The 15439-nt window shown below is 52.9% G+C and carries 14 protein-coding genes; 6 read left to right on the top strand and 8 right to left on the bottom strand.

The window, feature by feature from the left end:
- Window positions 1-62 precede the first annotated feature (62 nt).
- The 5 genes from GN241_05185 to GN241_05165 all read left to right on the top strand — a co-directional run bounded on the left by GN241_05185 (window position 63) and on the right by GN241_05165 (window position 5990).
- On the top strand, window positions 63-2111 hold the full coding sequence (locus GN241_05185; protein ID XAT56812.1) for a DUF4445 domain-containing protein: 2049 nt from the start codon (window positions 63-65) through the stop codon (window positions 2109-2111).
- Window positions 2108-2473, top strand: coding sequence for a hypothetical protein (locus tag GN241_05180; GenBank protein XAT56811.1), 366 nt, complete (start codon window positions 2108-2110; stop codon window positions 2471-2473). Before GN241_05185 ends, GN241_05180 begins: the two co-directional genes overlap by 4 nt.
- A 131-nt stretch (window positions 2474-2604) precedes the next feature.
- Window positions 2605-3696, top strand: coding sequence for an AI-2E family transporter (locus tag GN241_05175; protein XAT56810.1), 1092 nt, complete (start codon window positions 2605-2607; stop codon window positions 3694-3696).
- Window positions 3693-4388, top strand: a complete 696-nt coding sequence (locus GN241_05170; protein ID XAT56809.1) for a chromosomal replication initiator DnaA — start codon at window positions 3693-3695, stop codon at window positions 4386-4388. The genes GN241_05175 and GN241_05170 overlap by 4 nt, the downstream gene beginning before the upstream one ends.
- A gap of 60 nt (window positions 4389-4448) precedes the next feature.
- Window positions 4449-5990 (top strand): exopolyphosphatase, encoded by a 1542-nt coding sequence (locus GN241_05165; protein ID XAT56808.1) that lies wholly within the window; start codon window positions 4449-4451, stop codon window positions 5988-5990.
- Between the two features lie 264 nt (window positions 5991-6254).
- On the opposite strand, the gene GN241_05160 is transcribed toward GN241_05165, so the two are convergent.
- The 4 genes from GN241_05160 to scpA are packed head-to-tail and all read right to left on the bottom strand — an operon-like array spanning window position 6255 to window position 10274.
- Window positions 6255-6935, bottom strand: coding sequence for a molecular chaperone DjiA (locus GN241_05160; GenBank protein XAT56807.1), 681 nt, complete (start codon window positions 6933-6935; stop codon window positions 6255-6257).
- Between the two features lie 42 nt (window positions 6936-6977).
- Window positions 6978-7466, bottom strand: coding sequence for a GNAT family N-acetyltransferase (locus tag GN241_05155; protein ID XAT56806.1), 489 nt, complete (start codon window positions 7464-7466; stop codon window positions 6978-6980).
- Window positions 7463-8089, bottom strand: a complete 627-nt coding sequence (locus GN241_05150; GenBank protein XAT56805.1) for a VOC family protein — start codon at window positions 8087-8089, stop codon at window positions 7463-7465. Before GN241_05150 ends, GN241_05155 begins: the two co-directional genes overlap by 4 nt.
- A 55-nt stretch (window positions 8090-8144) precedes the next feature.
- Window positions 8145-10274 carry a methylmalonyl-CoA mutase gene (scpA, locus tag GN241_05145; protein ID XAT56804.1) on the bottom strand — a complete coding sequence of 710 codons (2130 nt, stop codon included), beginning with the start codon at window positions 10272-10274 and terminating at the stop codon, window positions 8145-8147.
- Window positions 10275-10402: 128 nt separating this feature from the next.
- On the opposite strand from scpA, the gene GN241_05140 reads away from it, so the two are divergent.
- The gene (locus GN241_05140) at window positions 10403-10825 is read left to right on the top strand and encodes a DUF4174 domain-containing protein (GenBank protein ID XAT56803.1); all 423 of its coding nucleotides are present in this window, start codon (window positions 10403-10405) and stop codon (window positions 10823-10825) included.
- 120 nt (window positions 10826-10945) lie between these two features.
- On the opposite strand, the gene GN241_05135 is transcribed toward GN241_05140, so the two are convergent.
- From GN241_05135 to GN241_05120, 4 genes are read right to left on the bottom strand one after another with little or no spacing between them, the layout of a single operon-like run.
- Window positions 10946-12946, bottom strand: coding sequence for an acetyl-CoA carboxylase biotin carboxylase subunit (locus GN241_05135; protein ID XAT56802.1), 2001 nt, complete (start codon window positions 12944-12946; stop codon window positions 10946-10948).
- Window positions 12947-12960: 14 nt separating this feature from the next.
- The gene (locus tag GN241_05130; protein ID XAT56801.1) at window positions 12961-13311 is read right to left on the bottom strand and encodes a hypothetical protein; all 351 of its coding nucleotides are present in this window, start codon (window positions 13309-13311) and stop codon (window positions 12961-12963) included.
- Window positions 13305-13700, bottom strand: a complete 396-nt coding sequence (locus GN241_05125) for a hypothetical protein (protein ID XAT56800.1) — start codon at window positions 13698-13700, stop codon at window positions 13305-13307. The genes GN241_05130 and GN241_05125 overlap by 7 nt, the downstream gene beginning before the upstream one ends.
- A 41-nt stretch (window positions 13701-13741) precedes the next feature.
- The gene (locus tag GN241_05120) at window positions 13742-15274 is read right to left on the bottom strand and encodes a methylmalonyl-CoA carboxyltransferase (protein ID XAT56799.1); all 1533 of its coding nucleotides are present in this window, start codon (window positions 15272-15274) and stop codon (window positions 13742-13744) included.
- Between the last annotated feature and the right edge of the window lie 165 nt (window positions 15275-15439).

Genomic DNA, 15439 nt, shown 5'->3' with positions numbered 1-15439 from the left:
TCTGAGCGCAAATCGCGATAGCGTCGAGTCAAATTCTGAACTGTTTGAATAGGCCCGTTTGAATGACCAAAGACCCTCTTGTTGTTTTCACCCCCTCTGGAAAACGTGGCACATTTCCCAAAGGAACGCCCGTTCTAAGCGCAGCGCGCGCATTGGGCGTGGATCTCGACAGCGTTTGCGGTGCCCGCGGCATTTGCAGCAAGTGCCAAATCTCACCCGCCTATGGTGAATTTCCCAAACATGGCGTGAGCGTGGCAGATACTGCGCTGTCAGAGTGGAATGCCGTTGAACAACGCTATCAAGAGAAACGCGGGCTTAAACCCGGCCGGCGTTTGGGGTGCCAAGCCCAAATCCAGAGCGATATCGTGATTGATGTCCCCCCCGAAAGCCAAGTGCATAAACAAGTGGTGCGAAAAGCCGCAAGCGATCGCGCAATCGAGATGGAGCCGGCAACCAAATTATATTTTGTTGAGGTTGAGGCACCCGACATGCATGAGCCTACGGGCGATCTTGAACGGCTGGAACGGGCGCTTCACGCGCAATGGAGTATCGCCGGCATAGAGATGGAGCTGGCGGTTCTGCAACAGCTTCAGCCGGCGTTGCGCAAAGGCAATTGGCAGGTGACCGTAGCCCTTTATCAGGATCATAAAAGCCCCAAAGCACAGGTTCTTCAGGTTTGGCCCGGGCTGCACGAAGACGGTATATTTGGTTTGGCCATTGATCTAGGGTCAACCACGGTTGCGGCGCATCTCACCGATTTACAAACGGGCGCAGTATTGGCCAGTTCGGGCGTTATGAATCCGCAAATTCGTTTTGGCGAAGACCTGATGAGCCGGGTGAGCTATGCCATGATGAATTCTGGCGGTGATCAAGAAATGACCCTGGCCGTGCGCGAGGCGATCAATGGATTGGCCGATGATTTGACAAAACAGATAGGCTGCAGCAAGGCCCAGCTGTTAGAAGTTGTCTTCGTATGCAACCCTGTAATGCATCATTTGCTTTTGGGAATTGACCCTGTGGAATTGGGCCAAGCACCATTTGCATTGGCAACATCAGACTCGCTCAGCCTAAGAGCCGCTGATTTAGATCTCACCGCGCTCAATCCGGCCGCGCGCTGTTACATATTGCCCTGCATTGCGGGGCATGTTGGGGCGGATGCTGCGGCGGTGGCTTTGTCGGAAGAGCCGGGAAATTCAGAGGATCTGGTTCTGATCGTCGATGTTGGAACAAACGCCGAAATTCTTCTGGGAAATCAGCAGCAGGTTTTGGCCTGTTCGTCCCCCACGGGGCCCGCCTTTGAAGGGGCACAAATCAGCGCGGGGCAGCGCGCGGCCCCCGGCGCGATCGAAAAAATTGAAATTGATCCGATCACGAAAGATCCGCGGTTTCGCGTGATTGGCTGTGATCTTTGGTCGGATGATCCCGGCTTTGCCGAACAAAACCCCAGCGGCATTACCGGAATTTGCGGGTCAGGTATCATCGAAGCGGTTGCTGAATTGCGTCTGGCAGGCTTGCTGGATGAAAGCGGCTTGCTTGGCTCGGCCGAGGCAACGCAAACCCCCCGAATGGTACCGGAAGGGCGCACGCATTCCTACGTGATTTTTGACGGTAGCGCCGAGGATGGGCCGGTAATCAGCGTGACGCAAGGCGATATTCGCGCCATCCAGCTGGCCAAATCGGCGCTTTACGCCGGTGCTCGCTTATTGATGGATGAAATGGGGGTTGAAAAGGTAGATCGTGTGGTTTTGGCCGGTGCGTTTGGAGCGCATATTTCAAGCAAGCATGCGATGGTGTTGGGCATGATACCCGATGTACCACTCGAGAAAGTATTTTCGGCTGGCAATGCGGCTGGAACCGGAGCTCGCATCGCATTGAGTAATCTTTCCGCCCGTAGAAAAATCGAAGCAACGGTGCGCAAGATCACCAAAGTGGAAACCGCGATTGAACCGAAATTTCAAGAACATTTCGTTGCCGCGAACGCCATTCCCCACAAAACCGATCCCTTTCCCGAACTCAACGCGGTGGTCGACTTGCCCAAAGTCTCGTTCAACGCGGGCAGTGGCGAAGGCCAAGGCGGGCGCAGGCGGCGGGCGCGCAAACCTGCCCTGTGAGCCCCGCAGTAAAGGCTTTTGAAGCTCAGGCCTTGGGCAGCGCTGAGACCCGATGCGCAAAACAGATTGCCCGATTGCCGCGCAAATTTGAGCGCGCTGCCGCACGCGCCCAAGACCTGCTCGGCCGCGCCTCTTTCGACCCAGCTCAAAACGAAAATGGCATTGCGCAGCCCGATGGTGCGCCTTTAGGTTTAACGGCCCGAAAACAATTTCAGGAAAAAATAAGCGCAGGGTCGCGAGCAGCGGCCAGTTCCCACGGCGAAACCGAGAACAGCAGCGCAAAAGTCCAAGGGGTCAACGAAGCTTGTAAGCGCGTAAATCTCTATGCGGGGTCAAACCCACAGGCTGTTTATCGGGCTTAGAGGCGCAAAATCGAAGGAAAAACCTGCGACTGGCAGATGGTTGGGCAACATAAAAACGCCATTTATTGCCGCTAGACTTGCAGTTAAACCTGCCTTAGAGCACTGTAAGCACAGATAAAAGGGGTGCGTAAATGGCCTTAGCCAACAAGGTTCAATTAACATATTGGGGCGCAGCAGCGGCAATCAGCGGAGTGGTGTTTTGGGTGCTGGGGGATATGCTCTTACCCTTCTTAATCGGGATCGCAATTGCCTATTTTCTTGATCCCGCGGCGGATATGCTTGAACGCTGGGGCTTGTCGCGCAGCCTGGCCGTACTGGCGATCACGCTGGCAAGCCTGGTTATTCTTTTGCCCGTTTTGCTCTTCATCACAACGACGCTGATCGGACAGCTAAGCGCATTGAACAATCTTTCCTTCTCTGAAGAAAAAATCATCGAAATCGAAGCGCAGCTTAAATCGATCCTGCCCGCTGCGATTGGAGAAAGCCTTGATCTACGCGCCCTCTTTCATAAGGTAAGCGCTTTTATCAGCGCGCGCGCCACACAATTGCTGGATGGCTTTGCGCAGCAGATGTTTGGCGCATTGGTCTCTTCAGCGGCTTCTTTGATCAACTTGGCCGTGCTGTTTTTGGTGGTGCCCGTGGTGGCTGTTTACATGCTGCTCGATTGGGATCGAATGATCGCGCATTTGAAAGGGCTGCTTCCCCGCGATCACGAAGGCACCATTTGCATGCTGGCAAGTGAAATCGACCGGACATTGGCGGCCTTTATCCGCGGTATGGGCTCTGTGAGCCTTATTTTAGGCAGTTATTACGCGCTTGGTTTATGGGCCATCGGTTTGGATTTTGGATTGGCGATTGGTGCTTTCGCTGGTTTGGTTACATTTATCCCATATCTCGGCGCCATTATCGGCGGCGGTTTGGCGCTTGGCTTTGGAGTTTTTGAATTCTGGGGAGACTGGTCAAAACTTTGGTTTGTTGCAGGAATATTTTTATCCGGCCAAATCATTGAGGGCAATTTTCTAACCCCCAAACTGGTTGGCACGTCAATCGGCCTACACCCGGTTTGGCTGTTATTTGCCCTATCCGTATTTGGCGGCTTATTTGGATTTGTGGGTTTGTTGATCGCCCTGCCGGTGGCGGCAAGCGTTGGCGTTTTGGTACGGTTTTTTACCGGCGAATATCAAAAAAGTCTCCTCTATAAAGGCAAAAGTGACCTCTCGTGAGCAAGCCCCTTTCTGCGCAACTTAGCTTTGATCTTCCCAGCCGGCCCTCTTTGCAGCGCGGAGATTTCTTTATTAGCCCAAGCAATGCGCTGGCCTTGTCCATGCTTGAAGAATGGCCTTCCTGGCCCAATAATTGCCATATTCTAAGCGGCCCGGAAGGCGCCGGAAAAACCCATCTTGCGCATGTATGGGCCGCCACCAGCGGTGCCCAAATTATAAATGCCAACGATCTGCCAAACCAAGAGATTGCAACGCTTTCTCAAACCTCGATGGTGGTCGAAAATATTCCAAATATCAGCGGCGATCGCGCCGCCGAAGAGGCTTTATTCCACCTCTTAAACCTTATTAAAACTGGGCCGGGTTGGTTGCTGATGACCGGGCGTGAAAACGCGCTTTTTTGGGGTATTAAACTGCCCGATCTGGCCTCACGACTGGCCGGAGCCCGCAGCGCTGAATTGCACGCTCCAGACGATATTTTATTCGCAGCGCTTCTGGTGAAACTCTTTGCAGACCGGCAGCTATTTCCCAGCCCCGATGCCATTCAATATCTGGTCACGCGTATCGAACGCTCGTTCAAATCCGCGCAGATAATCGTAGCGCAAATCGACCGTATCGCGCTGAGCAAACAACAGGCTGTTACGCGCAGTCTGGTCAGCAAAATTTTGGCTTCTGCGGACCATTCAGGCGATTGACCTAGCGCATTCTGGCCGCCATAAAGCCAGATAGACAAACCACCCGCGGGGGGCCATGTAATGGTGTCAAACTATGCGCCTTCCAAACAGGAACAGGCAAACTTTGACTCGCGCCTGCGCAAAAAAGGCGATCTGGTCGCGCTGTCGAAAGTGGGTGTTGTCGATATAGGGTCAAACTCGGTGCGTTTGGTGGTGTTTGACGGGGCTGCGCGTTCGCCCGCCTATTATTACAATGAAAAAATAATGTGTGCCTTGGGGGCGGGGCTGGCAGAAACCGGGTGCTTGAATCCCGAGGGCCGCGCGCGCGCGGTGGCGGCGATTTTGCGCTTTACTTATTTGGCAAAAGCCATGGGCATACCGCGCTTGATCGCGGTGGCTACAGCGGCGGTGCGTGACGCGCAAGACGGCGCCGCTTTCGTTCAAGAGCTAAAGGAAAAAACCGGTCAGGCGGTCTTGGTGATCAAGGGCAAAGAAGAGGCCCGCTTATCTGCACAGGGCGTGTTACTGGGCTGGCCCGGCGCCTATGGATTGATTTGTGATTTGGGCGGTTCCTCGATGGAGCTGGCCGAAATCGGCGACGGCAAAGTGGGCAAGCGCATCAGCGCAAGAATTGGCCCGTTGAAGCTGCGCGAGCTTCAAGGTGGTGCAGCGGCACGCCAGCAGTTGATTGCCCGCAACATGGCCAAGTTAACGGAGAAAATGGGGCCGCAACATAACCGTTTGTTTCTGGTGGGTGGATCCTGGCGCGCGCTGGCGCGTATCGACATGGAGCGCCGTGCCTACCCGTTACACGTGATTCATGAATACCGCATGGATAAAGACGCAGTGCAAAAAACGGCCGCTTTCCTAGGCCAATCGGATCCTGAGAAATTGCGGATCAAATGCGGTATCTCGGGGGCACGCATGGCGCTACTGCCTTACGCGATTGAAGTTCTTGATGCGCTGGTTGAGAGTTTTACACCGATAGATATTGCCCTCTCCAGCTATGGTATACGCGAAGGGCTTTTATACGAACAAATGTCAAAAAAACTGCGCAAAAAAGATCCGCTGATTGACGCCTGCGCCTTCGCAGAAATGAAAGATGCGCGCGCACCCGGCTTTGGCTTACAGTTGTTCAAATTTGTTTTGCCGCTTTTCCCAACCGCGGATGAGGAAGAAAAGCGCCTGATCAAAGCCGCCTGCCATCTGCATGATGTAAGTTGGCGCGGCCATCCCGATTATCGCGCCGAAATCTGCTTTGACAACGCTACGCGGGCCAATTTGGGCGGGCTGAAACATGCCGAAAGGGTATTCTTGGGGCTTTCATTGATGCACCGCTATCGCAATCAACGCAAAGGCCATAAATTCGAAAACCTGTTTTCTTTATTGTCTCAGGAGCAGATCCGCATGGCAGAAATTTTGGGCAAAGCGATGCGGCTTGGCGCCATGATGTGGGTGAATAAAAAGGAAACCAACGCCAAATTATTTTGGGCCCCGGATGCCAAAGCCTTGCAGCTGGTTTTGGAAGGCGATGCCGTAAGCCTTTATGGTGAGGTGGCCGAAGCCCGCTTGAAATCGCTTGCACGCGCGATGAATGCCAGCTTTGCCTTCCAGGCAAAATAATCTATCCCAAAAGGCGTTGCGGCACTTGCGCAGAGGCGTTTTTTGCATTGTTTAAACCGCTGCGCGCCGCTGATAGGAAAGGCCATGCGCGGGCTGCCTAGACAGGTTCAGCCTCGCCGGCCAGCCCTAAAATTGCTTTGCAACCTGCAACATGCAGGCTCTGCCAGCCGCTGAGGCGCTGCGAAGCGGTTTATCTTCTCTCATTTGGACAGAACCGCGCCGCGCGCTGGTGATTGCAGGCGCCGCAAAGGCAAGGGGGGCCGATCAGCTTTTGGCGTTTTTAATTTTCTCAAAGGCTTCATTCACCCGGACCAAGCGTTTTTCGGCTAATTTCACTGCTTCTGCGGGTACCCCGCGCGCGATCATCAGATCGGGGTGGCTATCGCGCACCAGCGCCTGCCATTTGGCCTTTATTATAGGAAAAGCATCCTCTTGAGATGCCCCCAAAATTGTGTAGGGATCCGCGGCATAGTCGTTCACGAAGCGGGCGCGAATGGATTGAAATTGCGCCCCCTCAAGCCCGAATAAATCGGCCACTTTTTCTAAAAAGACGTTTTCTTTCGGGTGATAATCGTCATCAGCAGTCGCAATGTGAAACAGCCCTTCCAGCAAATCCTCTAAAATTTTACTACCGCTGCCAAACATAGCGCCAATCCGCTTGGCGTAATGTTCATACCCCGAAACATCCTGTCGCGCCAAATCGAAAACCCGCGCAGCTTGGTCAAGCGCCTCGGGGGGAATGTGAAACACTTGTTGAAACGCCTGCACCTCTGACCGGGTGACATGCCCATCGGCTTTTGCCATTTTTGCGCCCAGCGCAATCACGGCGATGGTGAAGGCCACAGTTTGCTCGGGCGGCTTGCTCCAATAGGCAAATACTTCGGATAAAGGCGCACCCTTTGCCAAAGCCGAAAGAACTTCAGAGATACGAGACCAAAGCGACATAGAGTTTAAATACCCTTCCCGATTTGAAATGTCAGCGGCTGTTCACAAAATTTTTTGCATCAATATCAAATCCAGCCAAGTTTCAAACTTATACCCCACCTCGGGAAGCCGAGCTCTTTCTTGAAAGCCCAACGCTTTGTGAAACTTCAAGCCTGCTAAATTTGCAGCGCTGACCCCAGCCCAAAGGCTATGCACCCCGTTCTTGGACGCATGGAGGCACAGTCGTTCCATCAATTGCCGCCCGATCCCTTGACCCATCGCCCTTGGGGCCAAAATAATGCTATGCTCCATCGTGTGGCGATAGCCTGGCCCCCCGCGAAACTGAAAATAGGTGCAAAACCCCAACAGACCAGTTGCATCCTCGGCGATAAAATAGCCACGATTTTCTAAATCTGCGGCAGAAATTGCTGTTTCCAGCCCGACGATAGTTTTTTCTTCAGTGGTGAAGGTATTTAGCGTATCGCGGATAACAGGGTTCCACAGATCAGCGATGGCTTGAGCATCCTGAACAATAGCGGCGCGCAATTTCATTCCAACACCACCTCTCCGGTTGGCGTTGATAGGCAAACGCTGAGCTGTGGTTGAGCAGCTTTTTCGATCAAAACCCGCTTATCCTGCAGCTGCGCAGCCAAATAAGCCGCAAGCAACTCAGCTTGGGGATGCGCAATCTTAAGCTGCCTCAAGCGACAGCCCCGATCAGGCAGCTTTTGGGCGGGTGAGGGATTGCCCAGCCAATCGATCAAAGCCGGGGCCATATTATCAAGTGGCAAAATACCGGTCTCGGGCACGCTTATCAACCAGTCCAGATCGCCGCGGCTGACCGCAACACTGGGGCCGGTTTGGGGCAGCGCAGCCTCCAATGCCGGGCCCATCGCCTCGGTGCGGCAAATCCAGTTGGTGGGTCTGGGGCGACCGGAAAACCGATCTAGATCGAACCAACGGGGCGCAAACGGGGCTTTGGCCTGCGGGTCGATAGCGATGACTTCCAAATATAGCTCGCCTAGGTTCAGCAGCTGATTATGGGTTCCAAAGCGCAGATGGCGCCCACCAGCCTCTAAGGGCACGCCAAGAGCGGCCTCAACATACTCAACGCCCTCTTGCAAACGGCCGGCGCTGATTGCGATATGATCTATACCAAGCACCATAGGTACCATCTCACGCTTGCTTTTCAGGTCACAAAACCTGTTTTTGTTGCATCCTTGCCTTAGATCAGCCCCGATTGGCGCGGATTAAGCTTAAAATATCTTGCGCCGCCGAGGGTATATTGGTGCCCGGTCCAAAAATCGCCTTTACGCCGGCATTTTTCAAAAAATCATAATCCTGTTGTGGAATAACCCCTCCACAAATCACCAAGATATCGCCCGCATCGCGGGCTGCTAAGATTTTAATCAGTTCCGGAGCCAACGTTTTATGCCCCGCCGCCTGACTGGATATACCGATCACGTGCACATCATTGTCAATCGCGTCCTGCGCGGCTTCCTCTGGGGTTTGAAACAAGGGGCCTACATCGACATCAAAGCCGATATCGGCAAAGGCAGTGGCGATCACTTTAGCGCCTCGGTCATGGCCATCTTGCCCCATCTTTACCACCAGCATACGCGGGCGCCGGCCTTCTTCCTCGGCAAAGGCTTCTATATCCCGCTGAATGGCGGCAAAGCCTTCGTCATTCTCATAGGCTTTGCCATAGACGCCGGCCAAGGTTTTAACCTCGGCGCGATGGCGGCCAAATATTTTCTCCATTGCCATACTGATCTCTCCGACAGAGGCGCGGGCGCGGGCCGCCTCAACCGCTGCTTCCAAAAGATTGCCACCCGCTTGCGCCCGCCGTTCTAATTCTGCCAACGCCGCGTCGCAGGCCGCCTCATCACGTGCTTTGCGGATCTGCTTCAAGCGGGTTACTTGCGCCGCGCGCACGGCTTCATTGTCAATATCCAATATATCAATCGGATCTTCCTCGGGCAGCCGGTATTTGTTCACCCCGACAATCACCTGATCGCCACGGTCAATATCCGCTTGGCGGCGCGCCGCGGTTTCTTCGATTCGAAGCTTGGGCAAGCCGCTGGCCACAGCCTTGGTCATGCCGCCCATATCATCCACCTCTTCAATCAATTTCCAGGCGGCCTCAGCCAAATCCGAGGTCAGCTTTTCCACATAATAAGAGCCGGCCAGCGGATCGACCACATTGGTCACCCCGGTTTCTTCTTGCAAGATCAACTGGGTATTGCGCGCGATACGGGCGGCAAATTCGGTGGGAAGGGCAATCGCCTCATCCAAAGCATTGGTATGCAGTGATTGCGTCCCCCCCAAAACCGCGCTCATCGCCTCATAGGCGGTGCGTACAACATTATTATAGGGATCTTGTTCCTGCAAACTGACGCCCGATGTCTGGCAATGGGTTCGCAGCATTTTGGATTTTGGAGCTTTGGCACCAAGCTCTTCCATAATACGATGCCATAAAAGACGCGCGGCGCGCAACTTCGCCGCTTCCATGAAGAAGTTCATCCCAATGGCAAAGAAGAAAGACAAGCGCGGCGCGAATTGATCAATATCCATTCCGCGCGCCATCGCAGTTTTCACATATTCTTTGCCATCTGCCAGCGTATAGGCCAGCTCTTGAACCAAATTCGCCCCGGCTTCCTGCATATGATAACCCGAAATCGAAATCGAATTGAACTTGGGCATGTTGGACGAAGTATATTCGATAATATCCGCGATAATGCGCATCGAAGGCTCGGGCGGATAAATATAGGTGTTGCGCACCATAAATTCTTTGAGAATATCGTTTTGAATAGTGCCCGAAAGCACCTTGCAATCATGGCCCTGCTCTTCACCTGTGACGATGAAATTGGCTAAAATCGGGATCACCGCGCCGTTCATCGTCATTGAGACGGAGACTTTATCAAGCGGGATCCCTTCGAAAAGGATTTTCATATCCTCAACGCTGTCAATCGCAACGCCGGCTTTGCCCACATCGCCGATAACGCGCGGATGATCGCTGTCATAGCCGCGATGCGTGGCCAAATCAAACGCCACGGAAACCCCCTGCTGCCCCGCAGCCAAGGCTTTGCGATAAAACGCATTTGAGGCCTCGGCGGTGGAAAATCCAGCATATTGGCGAATTGTCCAAGGGCGCCCGGCATACATCGTGGCCTTCACCCCTCTGGTAAAGGGTTCTTGCCCTGGCAGCCCCTCTAAATGTGTAAGCCCCTGCAGATCATCCGCCGTGTAAATGGGATCCACGGCAATACCTTCTAAAGTGTTCCAAGTTAAATCTGCCGGATCGCGGCCGCGCAATTCTTTCGCCGCGATCTCTTGCCATATCGCTTTATTCTGGGTCATTTTTCATCGCCCTCGCATTTTTCGCCGCGCCAAACACGCAGAGTTGAGTGAAAATTTTTAACGATCATAGCGAACCCCTCTTCGCAAACGCTTTCAAGAGACCTATATCAAACCTAAAGGGAGTCATCATGAAATCATTGATCGCCGCAATTTGTGTTGCCGCGCTGCCCAATTTGGGAGGCGCAGAAAGCCTTGAAACCATCTTCGTCGACGTCACGGAGGAAACCACGATCGAAGGATATTTATGGCTAAAACGGCCGGTGATTGTTTTTGCAAATACCGACTTGGATGTAAATTTCCAAACCCAGATGAAATCGTTGCGCCAAGGCGCAGAGGAATTGGCCGCACGCGATGTGGTGGTGCTGGTCGATGCAAATCCCGCCGACAAAACCGCCCTGCGCAAAAAATTTCGGCCGCGCGGATTCGCGGTGTTGCTGATGGGCAAAGACGGACAAATCAAATTACGCAAACCTTTTCCTTGGGATGCCAGAGAATTAAGCCGCAGCATCGATAAAATGCCCATGCGCCAACAAGAAATGCGCTCGAAATAAACCTGCCAGAGGGGCCAGCCGTGCTGGGATAGACCCTTCACCTCCAATCGCGGCAATTTAAAAATAATTGCCGCCGGCCTTGGCCAATCAATTTTATGTGAATGCGCCGGCCTCAACAGCTTACTCGAACTCAATGATAACGTCATCCACGGCCAAACTGTCTCCGGCCAGGGCATTCACTTTTTGAACCACGCCTTTGCGCTCGGCGCGTAGAATATTCTCCATTTTCATCGCCTCAATCGTACATAAGGCTTGGCCTTCTTGAACCTCTTCACCTTCCTCAACACTAAGCTTCACGAGCATTCCGGGCATTGGGCAAAGCAACAGTTTTGAGGTATCAGGCGGCAGTTTCTCGGGCATCAACAGCGCCAATTCTGCGTGCCGGGGGCTGCGGATTGTAACCTGTAAATCCGCGCCGCGCGTGCGCAAGCGAAAACCGCCTGATATCTCATCGACCTTCATCACCAACGGCGTCTTATCCACCAACATATCGGCCAATTTTATGCCCGGTGTCCAGGCTCCACTTACATAATGGGACGCCCCATCCTCAAAGGTAACCAAAGCCCCATTTTGATCCGCCGCTACGGTTACAGCATGAGTTTCCCCCTGCAGGCACACAACCCAGTGATCGCCAACTTTGCGCGCATGATTGTCAAGCCGTCCGGAAATCTGGGCCCGCCGTATTTCACCAACGCGGTACATCGCAGCGCTGGCGGCAACAACCCGTCGCAAAGCCGCAGTTGGCAGCGTAACCCCTTCAAAACCGTCCGGATATTCTTCTGCGATAAACGCCGTTGTCATATCGCCAGAGATGAATTTTGGATGATCCATCACCGCGCTGAGAAAGGGCAAATTATGGCCAATACCTTCAACTTCGAACCGGTCAAGCGCCAAACGCATATGTTCAATCGCGCCGGGCCGGCTTGGCGCCCAGCTGCACAGTTTTGCGATCATCGGATCATAATACATGCTGATTTCGCCGCCCTCATACACCCCCGTATCGTTTCGGATAATATAATCATCTGATACTGTTTCGGCAGGCGGACGATAGCGGGTAAGCCGGCCAATAGAGGGTAAGAAGTTGCGATAAGGATCTTCCGCGTAAAGTCGGTTTTCAATAGACCATCCATTGATCTGAACCGCGTCTTGCTTGAGGCCAAGCGGCTTGCCGGCCGCCACATTGATCATTTGCTCCACCAGATCTATGCCGGTGATCAGTTCGGTCACCGGATGTTCAACCTGCAAACGCGTATTCATTTCCAAAAAGTAAAAATTTTGTGCACTATCGACGATAAATTCAACAGTGCCAGCGCTTTGATAGCCCACGGCTTGCGCCAAAGCGCAGGCTTGTTTGCCCATCGCAGCGCGGGTTTCTGGCGTTAAAAATGGGCTCGGCGCTTCTTCCACTACTTTTTGATTGCGGCGCTGGATCGAGCATTCGCGTTCATTTAGATAAATGCAATTGCCATGGCTATCCGCCAAAACCTGAATTTCAATATGGCGGGGTTGGGTGACGAATTTTTCAATAAAAATCCGATCATCCCCAAAGCTGCTGGCAGCTTCATTCTTGGAAGATTGAAAGCCTTCGCGTGCCTCAGAATCCGTCCAGGCGATGCGCATGCCCTTGCCGCCGCCCCCGGCCGAGGCTTTTATCATCACCGGATAGCCAATTTCTTGCGAGATTTTAACCGCCTCTTCGGCATCGTTGATCAAGCCCATATATCCAGGCACGGTTGAAACGCCGGCCTCTTGGGCAATTTTCTTCGAGGTGATTTTATCACCCATTTGCTCAATCGCGGCGACAGGGGGGCCAATAAAAGCCACATTCGCCGCGGCCAAAGCTTGCGCGAACCGGCTGTTTTCAGACAGGAACCCATAGCCGGGATGCACCGCTTGCGCTCCGGAGCTTGCAATTGCCTTCATCACATTTTCAATCACGATATAGGATTGATTGGCCGGAGATGGGCCAATATGAACGGCTTCATCTGCCATTTGCACATGCAGCGCCTGACGGTCAGCATCCGAATAGATCGCAACTGTTTTGATCCCCATTTTGCGGGCAGTTTTGATGACGCGGCAGGCTATTTCACCGCGATTGGCTATCAGAATTTTCTCAAACATCGAAATAGTCCTTTTTATTCTGGATCAAACGCATCAGCGAAATTGGCGTGGATCAAATTCAAATCAAGGATCAGCTTGGCCTCATAACAGGCTGGATCAAAGGGATCATCATAGGGTTTCACTTCGCGCTCAAACAACCAATTGAGCCGCCCTGCATCCAGATTTCCCCGCTCAAAGGGCTGATCCCAAAAATGTTCAAGAAGCGCGCGTACAAAGCCCGTATCGGCCCGCCGATCCGGGGGGCGACGGTCTTTAAAGCGCTCAAGGCGTTTCAAAGGTGTTACGCCTTTGGGGTTGGGCCGACGAATGGTAAATTGAAAATCTGTACCCGGCAAACGCCCCGGAAAGCCACGATGTTTTAGCATGATGGGAGTGCCTTCTGCTTATGGCCCCTGGGGTGGCGCGCTGCGGCAAAACCCGCCCAGCGCCGCTGGTTATTTCGATTGCTCAAGACATCAAAGATCCGCTCGCCAGAGCGCTCAAATGGCGCTGGGCATGTCAACTCGCCCCCGGCCCGTATGTGTAAATGCGCTCCGCGATGGGTGATTTCAACCACCGGAAAAAACCCCCTAATCGATTGCAGTTTGCGCCAAATATCTTGGCGAATTTGGTGCGCCAAACGCGGCGCAGACATCAGGGGCATCACAACCTCGCGGCTGATGTCAAACCGCACTGGGAGCCGGCGCGCCAATGTAAAACATGGCCCATCATAGATTTCGAACCAATTGCCGCGTTTGATGGTTTTCTGTTGCATGCTCAGCTCACATCACTAGTTAAAATCAAAGCAAAACCCTTTTATAACGGTATATTATCGTGCTTTTTCCATGGGTTTTTCAGCTGCTTACCGCGCAGGGATGCAAAAGCCCGCGAGACCCGTTTGCGGGTTGATTTGGGCTGAATAACCTCATCGATAAAGCCCAACTCTGCGGCCACGAACGGATTGGCAAACCGGTCTTCGTAATCGGCTGTATGTTGCGCGATTTTATCTGCATCGCCCAGATCGGCGCGATGAATAATCTCGGTTGCGCCCTTGGCCCCCATCACCGCAATCTCGGCGGTGGGCCAAGCATAGTTAAAATCACCCCGTAAATGTTTTGAGGACATCACATCATAGGCTCCGCCATAAGCTTTGCGGGTGATCACGGTTACTTTTGGCACCGTGGCTTCGCCATAAGCAAAGAGCAATTTTGCACCATGCTTGATCACCCCACCATATTCTTGTGAGGTGCCGGGCAGAAACCCCGGTACATCCACCAGCGTCAAAATTGGAATTTCAAACGCATCGCAAAACCGCACGAACCGGGCCGCTTTGCGCGAACTGTCAATATCAAGACATCCTGCAAGCACCATGGGTTGGTTCGCCACGATGCCGACGCTTTGCCCCTCTAACCGAATAAACCCAGTTAAAATGTTCTTTGCAAAATCTTCCTGGATTTCAAAAAAATCACCCTCATCGGCGATTTTTAAAACCAATTCCTTCATATCATAAGGGGTGTTGGGATTATCGGGGATCAAAGTATCCAATGACGCCTCAATGCGGCCCGGCTCATCAAAAAACGGGCGTATGGGCGGCTTTTCACGGTTATTCAAAGGCAGAAAATCAACCAAACGACGGGCCTCGCTCAACGCAACGATATCATTCTCATACGCTGCATCCGCAACAGATGACTTCTTGGTATGCGTCGCGGCGCCGCCCAATTCTTCGGCCGTGACCACCTCATTGGTCACCGTTTTGACCACATCGGGCCCCGTGACGAACATATAAGAGCTATCTTTGACCATCAAAATGAAATCGGTCATGGCAGGGGAATAAACCGCGCCGCCAGCGCAAGGCCCCATGATCAAGCTGATTTGCGGTACCACGCCAGAGGCCAGAATATTGCGCTGAAACACTTCGGCATATCCTGCAAGCGAGGCAACCCCTTCTTGGATACGCGCTCCGCCAGAATCGTTTATGCCAATCACCGGCGCGCCATTTTGCAACGCCATATCCATGATTTTACAAATTTTTTGCGCATGCGTCTCAGAGAGCGAGCCCCCGAATACGGTGAAATCCTGCGAGAAAACATAAACCATTCGGCCATTAATCGTGCCCCAACCGGTGATCACACCATCGCCGGGCGGGCGCTGTTTTTCCATGCCAAAATCAGTGCAGCGATGCGCAACAAACATGTCAAACTCTTCGAAACTATCTTCATCCAACAGCAGCTCAACCCGCTCGCGCGCGGTTAACTTACCCTTGGCATGCTGCGCCTCTATGCGCTTGCTGCCGCCACCTTGGCGGGCAACGTCGCGACGCTGCTCAAGTTGTTGCAAAATATCTTTCATCTTGACTCCTTCGGCAATCTGCCGCTTCTGCTATACTGATTGCGGTGTAACGCAAAGAAGATTTATGCAAATTTGCAAATAATTCTACGTATTAAATTGCTAATTTGTAAATTTGCTAACTTTATCTGATCCAACAAACAGATAACCCCATCCACCTTTTTCTGG

Source organism: Rhodobacteraceae bacterium IMCC1335 (assembly GCA_039640495.1).
Lineage (GTDB): Bacteria > Pseudomonadota > Alphaproteobacteria > Rhodobacterales > Rhodobacteraceae > Thalassovivens.
Note: the sequence above shows the minus strand (reverse complement) of the source record. Positions and strands in the feature narration are given on the sequence as shown.

Excerpts from the sequence above, each read along its gene's own strand:
- GN241_05185 (XAT56812.1), top strand. The coding sequence starts at position 63 with ATGACCAAAGACCCTCTTGTTGTTTTCACCCCCTCTGGAAAACGTGGC.
- GN241_05175 (XAT56810.1), top strand. The coding sequence starts at position 2,605 with ATGGCCTTAGCCAACAAGGTTCAATTAACATATTGGGGCGCAGCAGCG.
- GN241_05165 (XAT56808.1), top strand. The coding sequence starts at position 4,449 with ATGGTGTCAAACTATGCGCCTTCCAAACAGGAACAGGCAAACTTTGAC.
- GN241_05160 (XAT56807.1), bottom strand. The coding sequence starts at position 6,935 with ATGTCGCTTTGGTCTCGTATCTCTGAAGTTCTTTCGGCTTTGGCAAAG.
- GN241_05155 (XAT56806.1), bottom strand. The coding sequence starts at position 7,466 with ATGAAATTGCGCGCCGCTATTGTTCAGGATGCTCAAGCCATCGCTGAT.
- GN241_05150 (XAT56805.1), bottom strand. The coding sequence starts at position 8,089 with ATGGTACCTATGGTGCTTGGTATAGATCATATCGCAATCAGCGCCGGC.
- scpA (XAT56804.1), bottom strand. The coding sequence starts at position 10,274 with ATGACCCAGAATAAAGCGATATGGCAAGAGATCGCGGCGAAAGAATTG.
- GN241_05140 (XAT56803.1), top strand. The coding sequence starts at position 10,403 with ATGAAATCATTGATCGCCGCAATTTGTGTTGCCGCGCTGCCCAATTTG.
- GN241_05135 (XAT56802.1), bottom strand. The coding sequence starts at position 12,946 with ATGTTTGAGAAAATTCTGATAGCCAATCGCGGTGAAATAGCCTGCCGC.
- GN241_05130 (XAT56801.1), bottom strand. The coding sequence starts at position 13,311 with ATGCTAAAACATCGTGGCTTTCCGGGGCGTTTGCCGGGTACAGATTTT.
- GN241_05125 (XAT56800.1), bottom strand. The coding sequence starts at position 13,700 with ATGCAACAGAAAACCATCAAACGCGGCAATTGGTTCGAAATCTATGAT.
- GN241_05120 (XAT56799.1), bottom strand. The coding sequence starts at position 15,274 with ATGAAAGATATTTTGCAACAACTTGAGCAGCGTCGCGACGTTGCCCGC.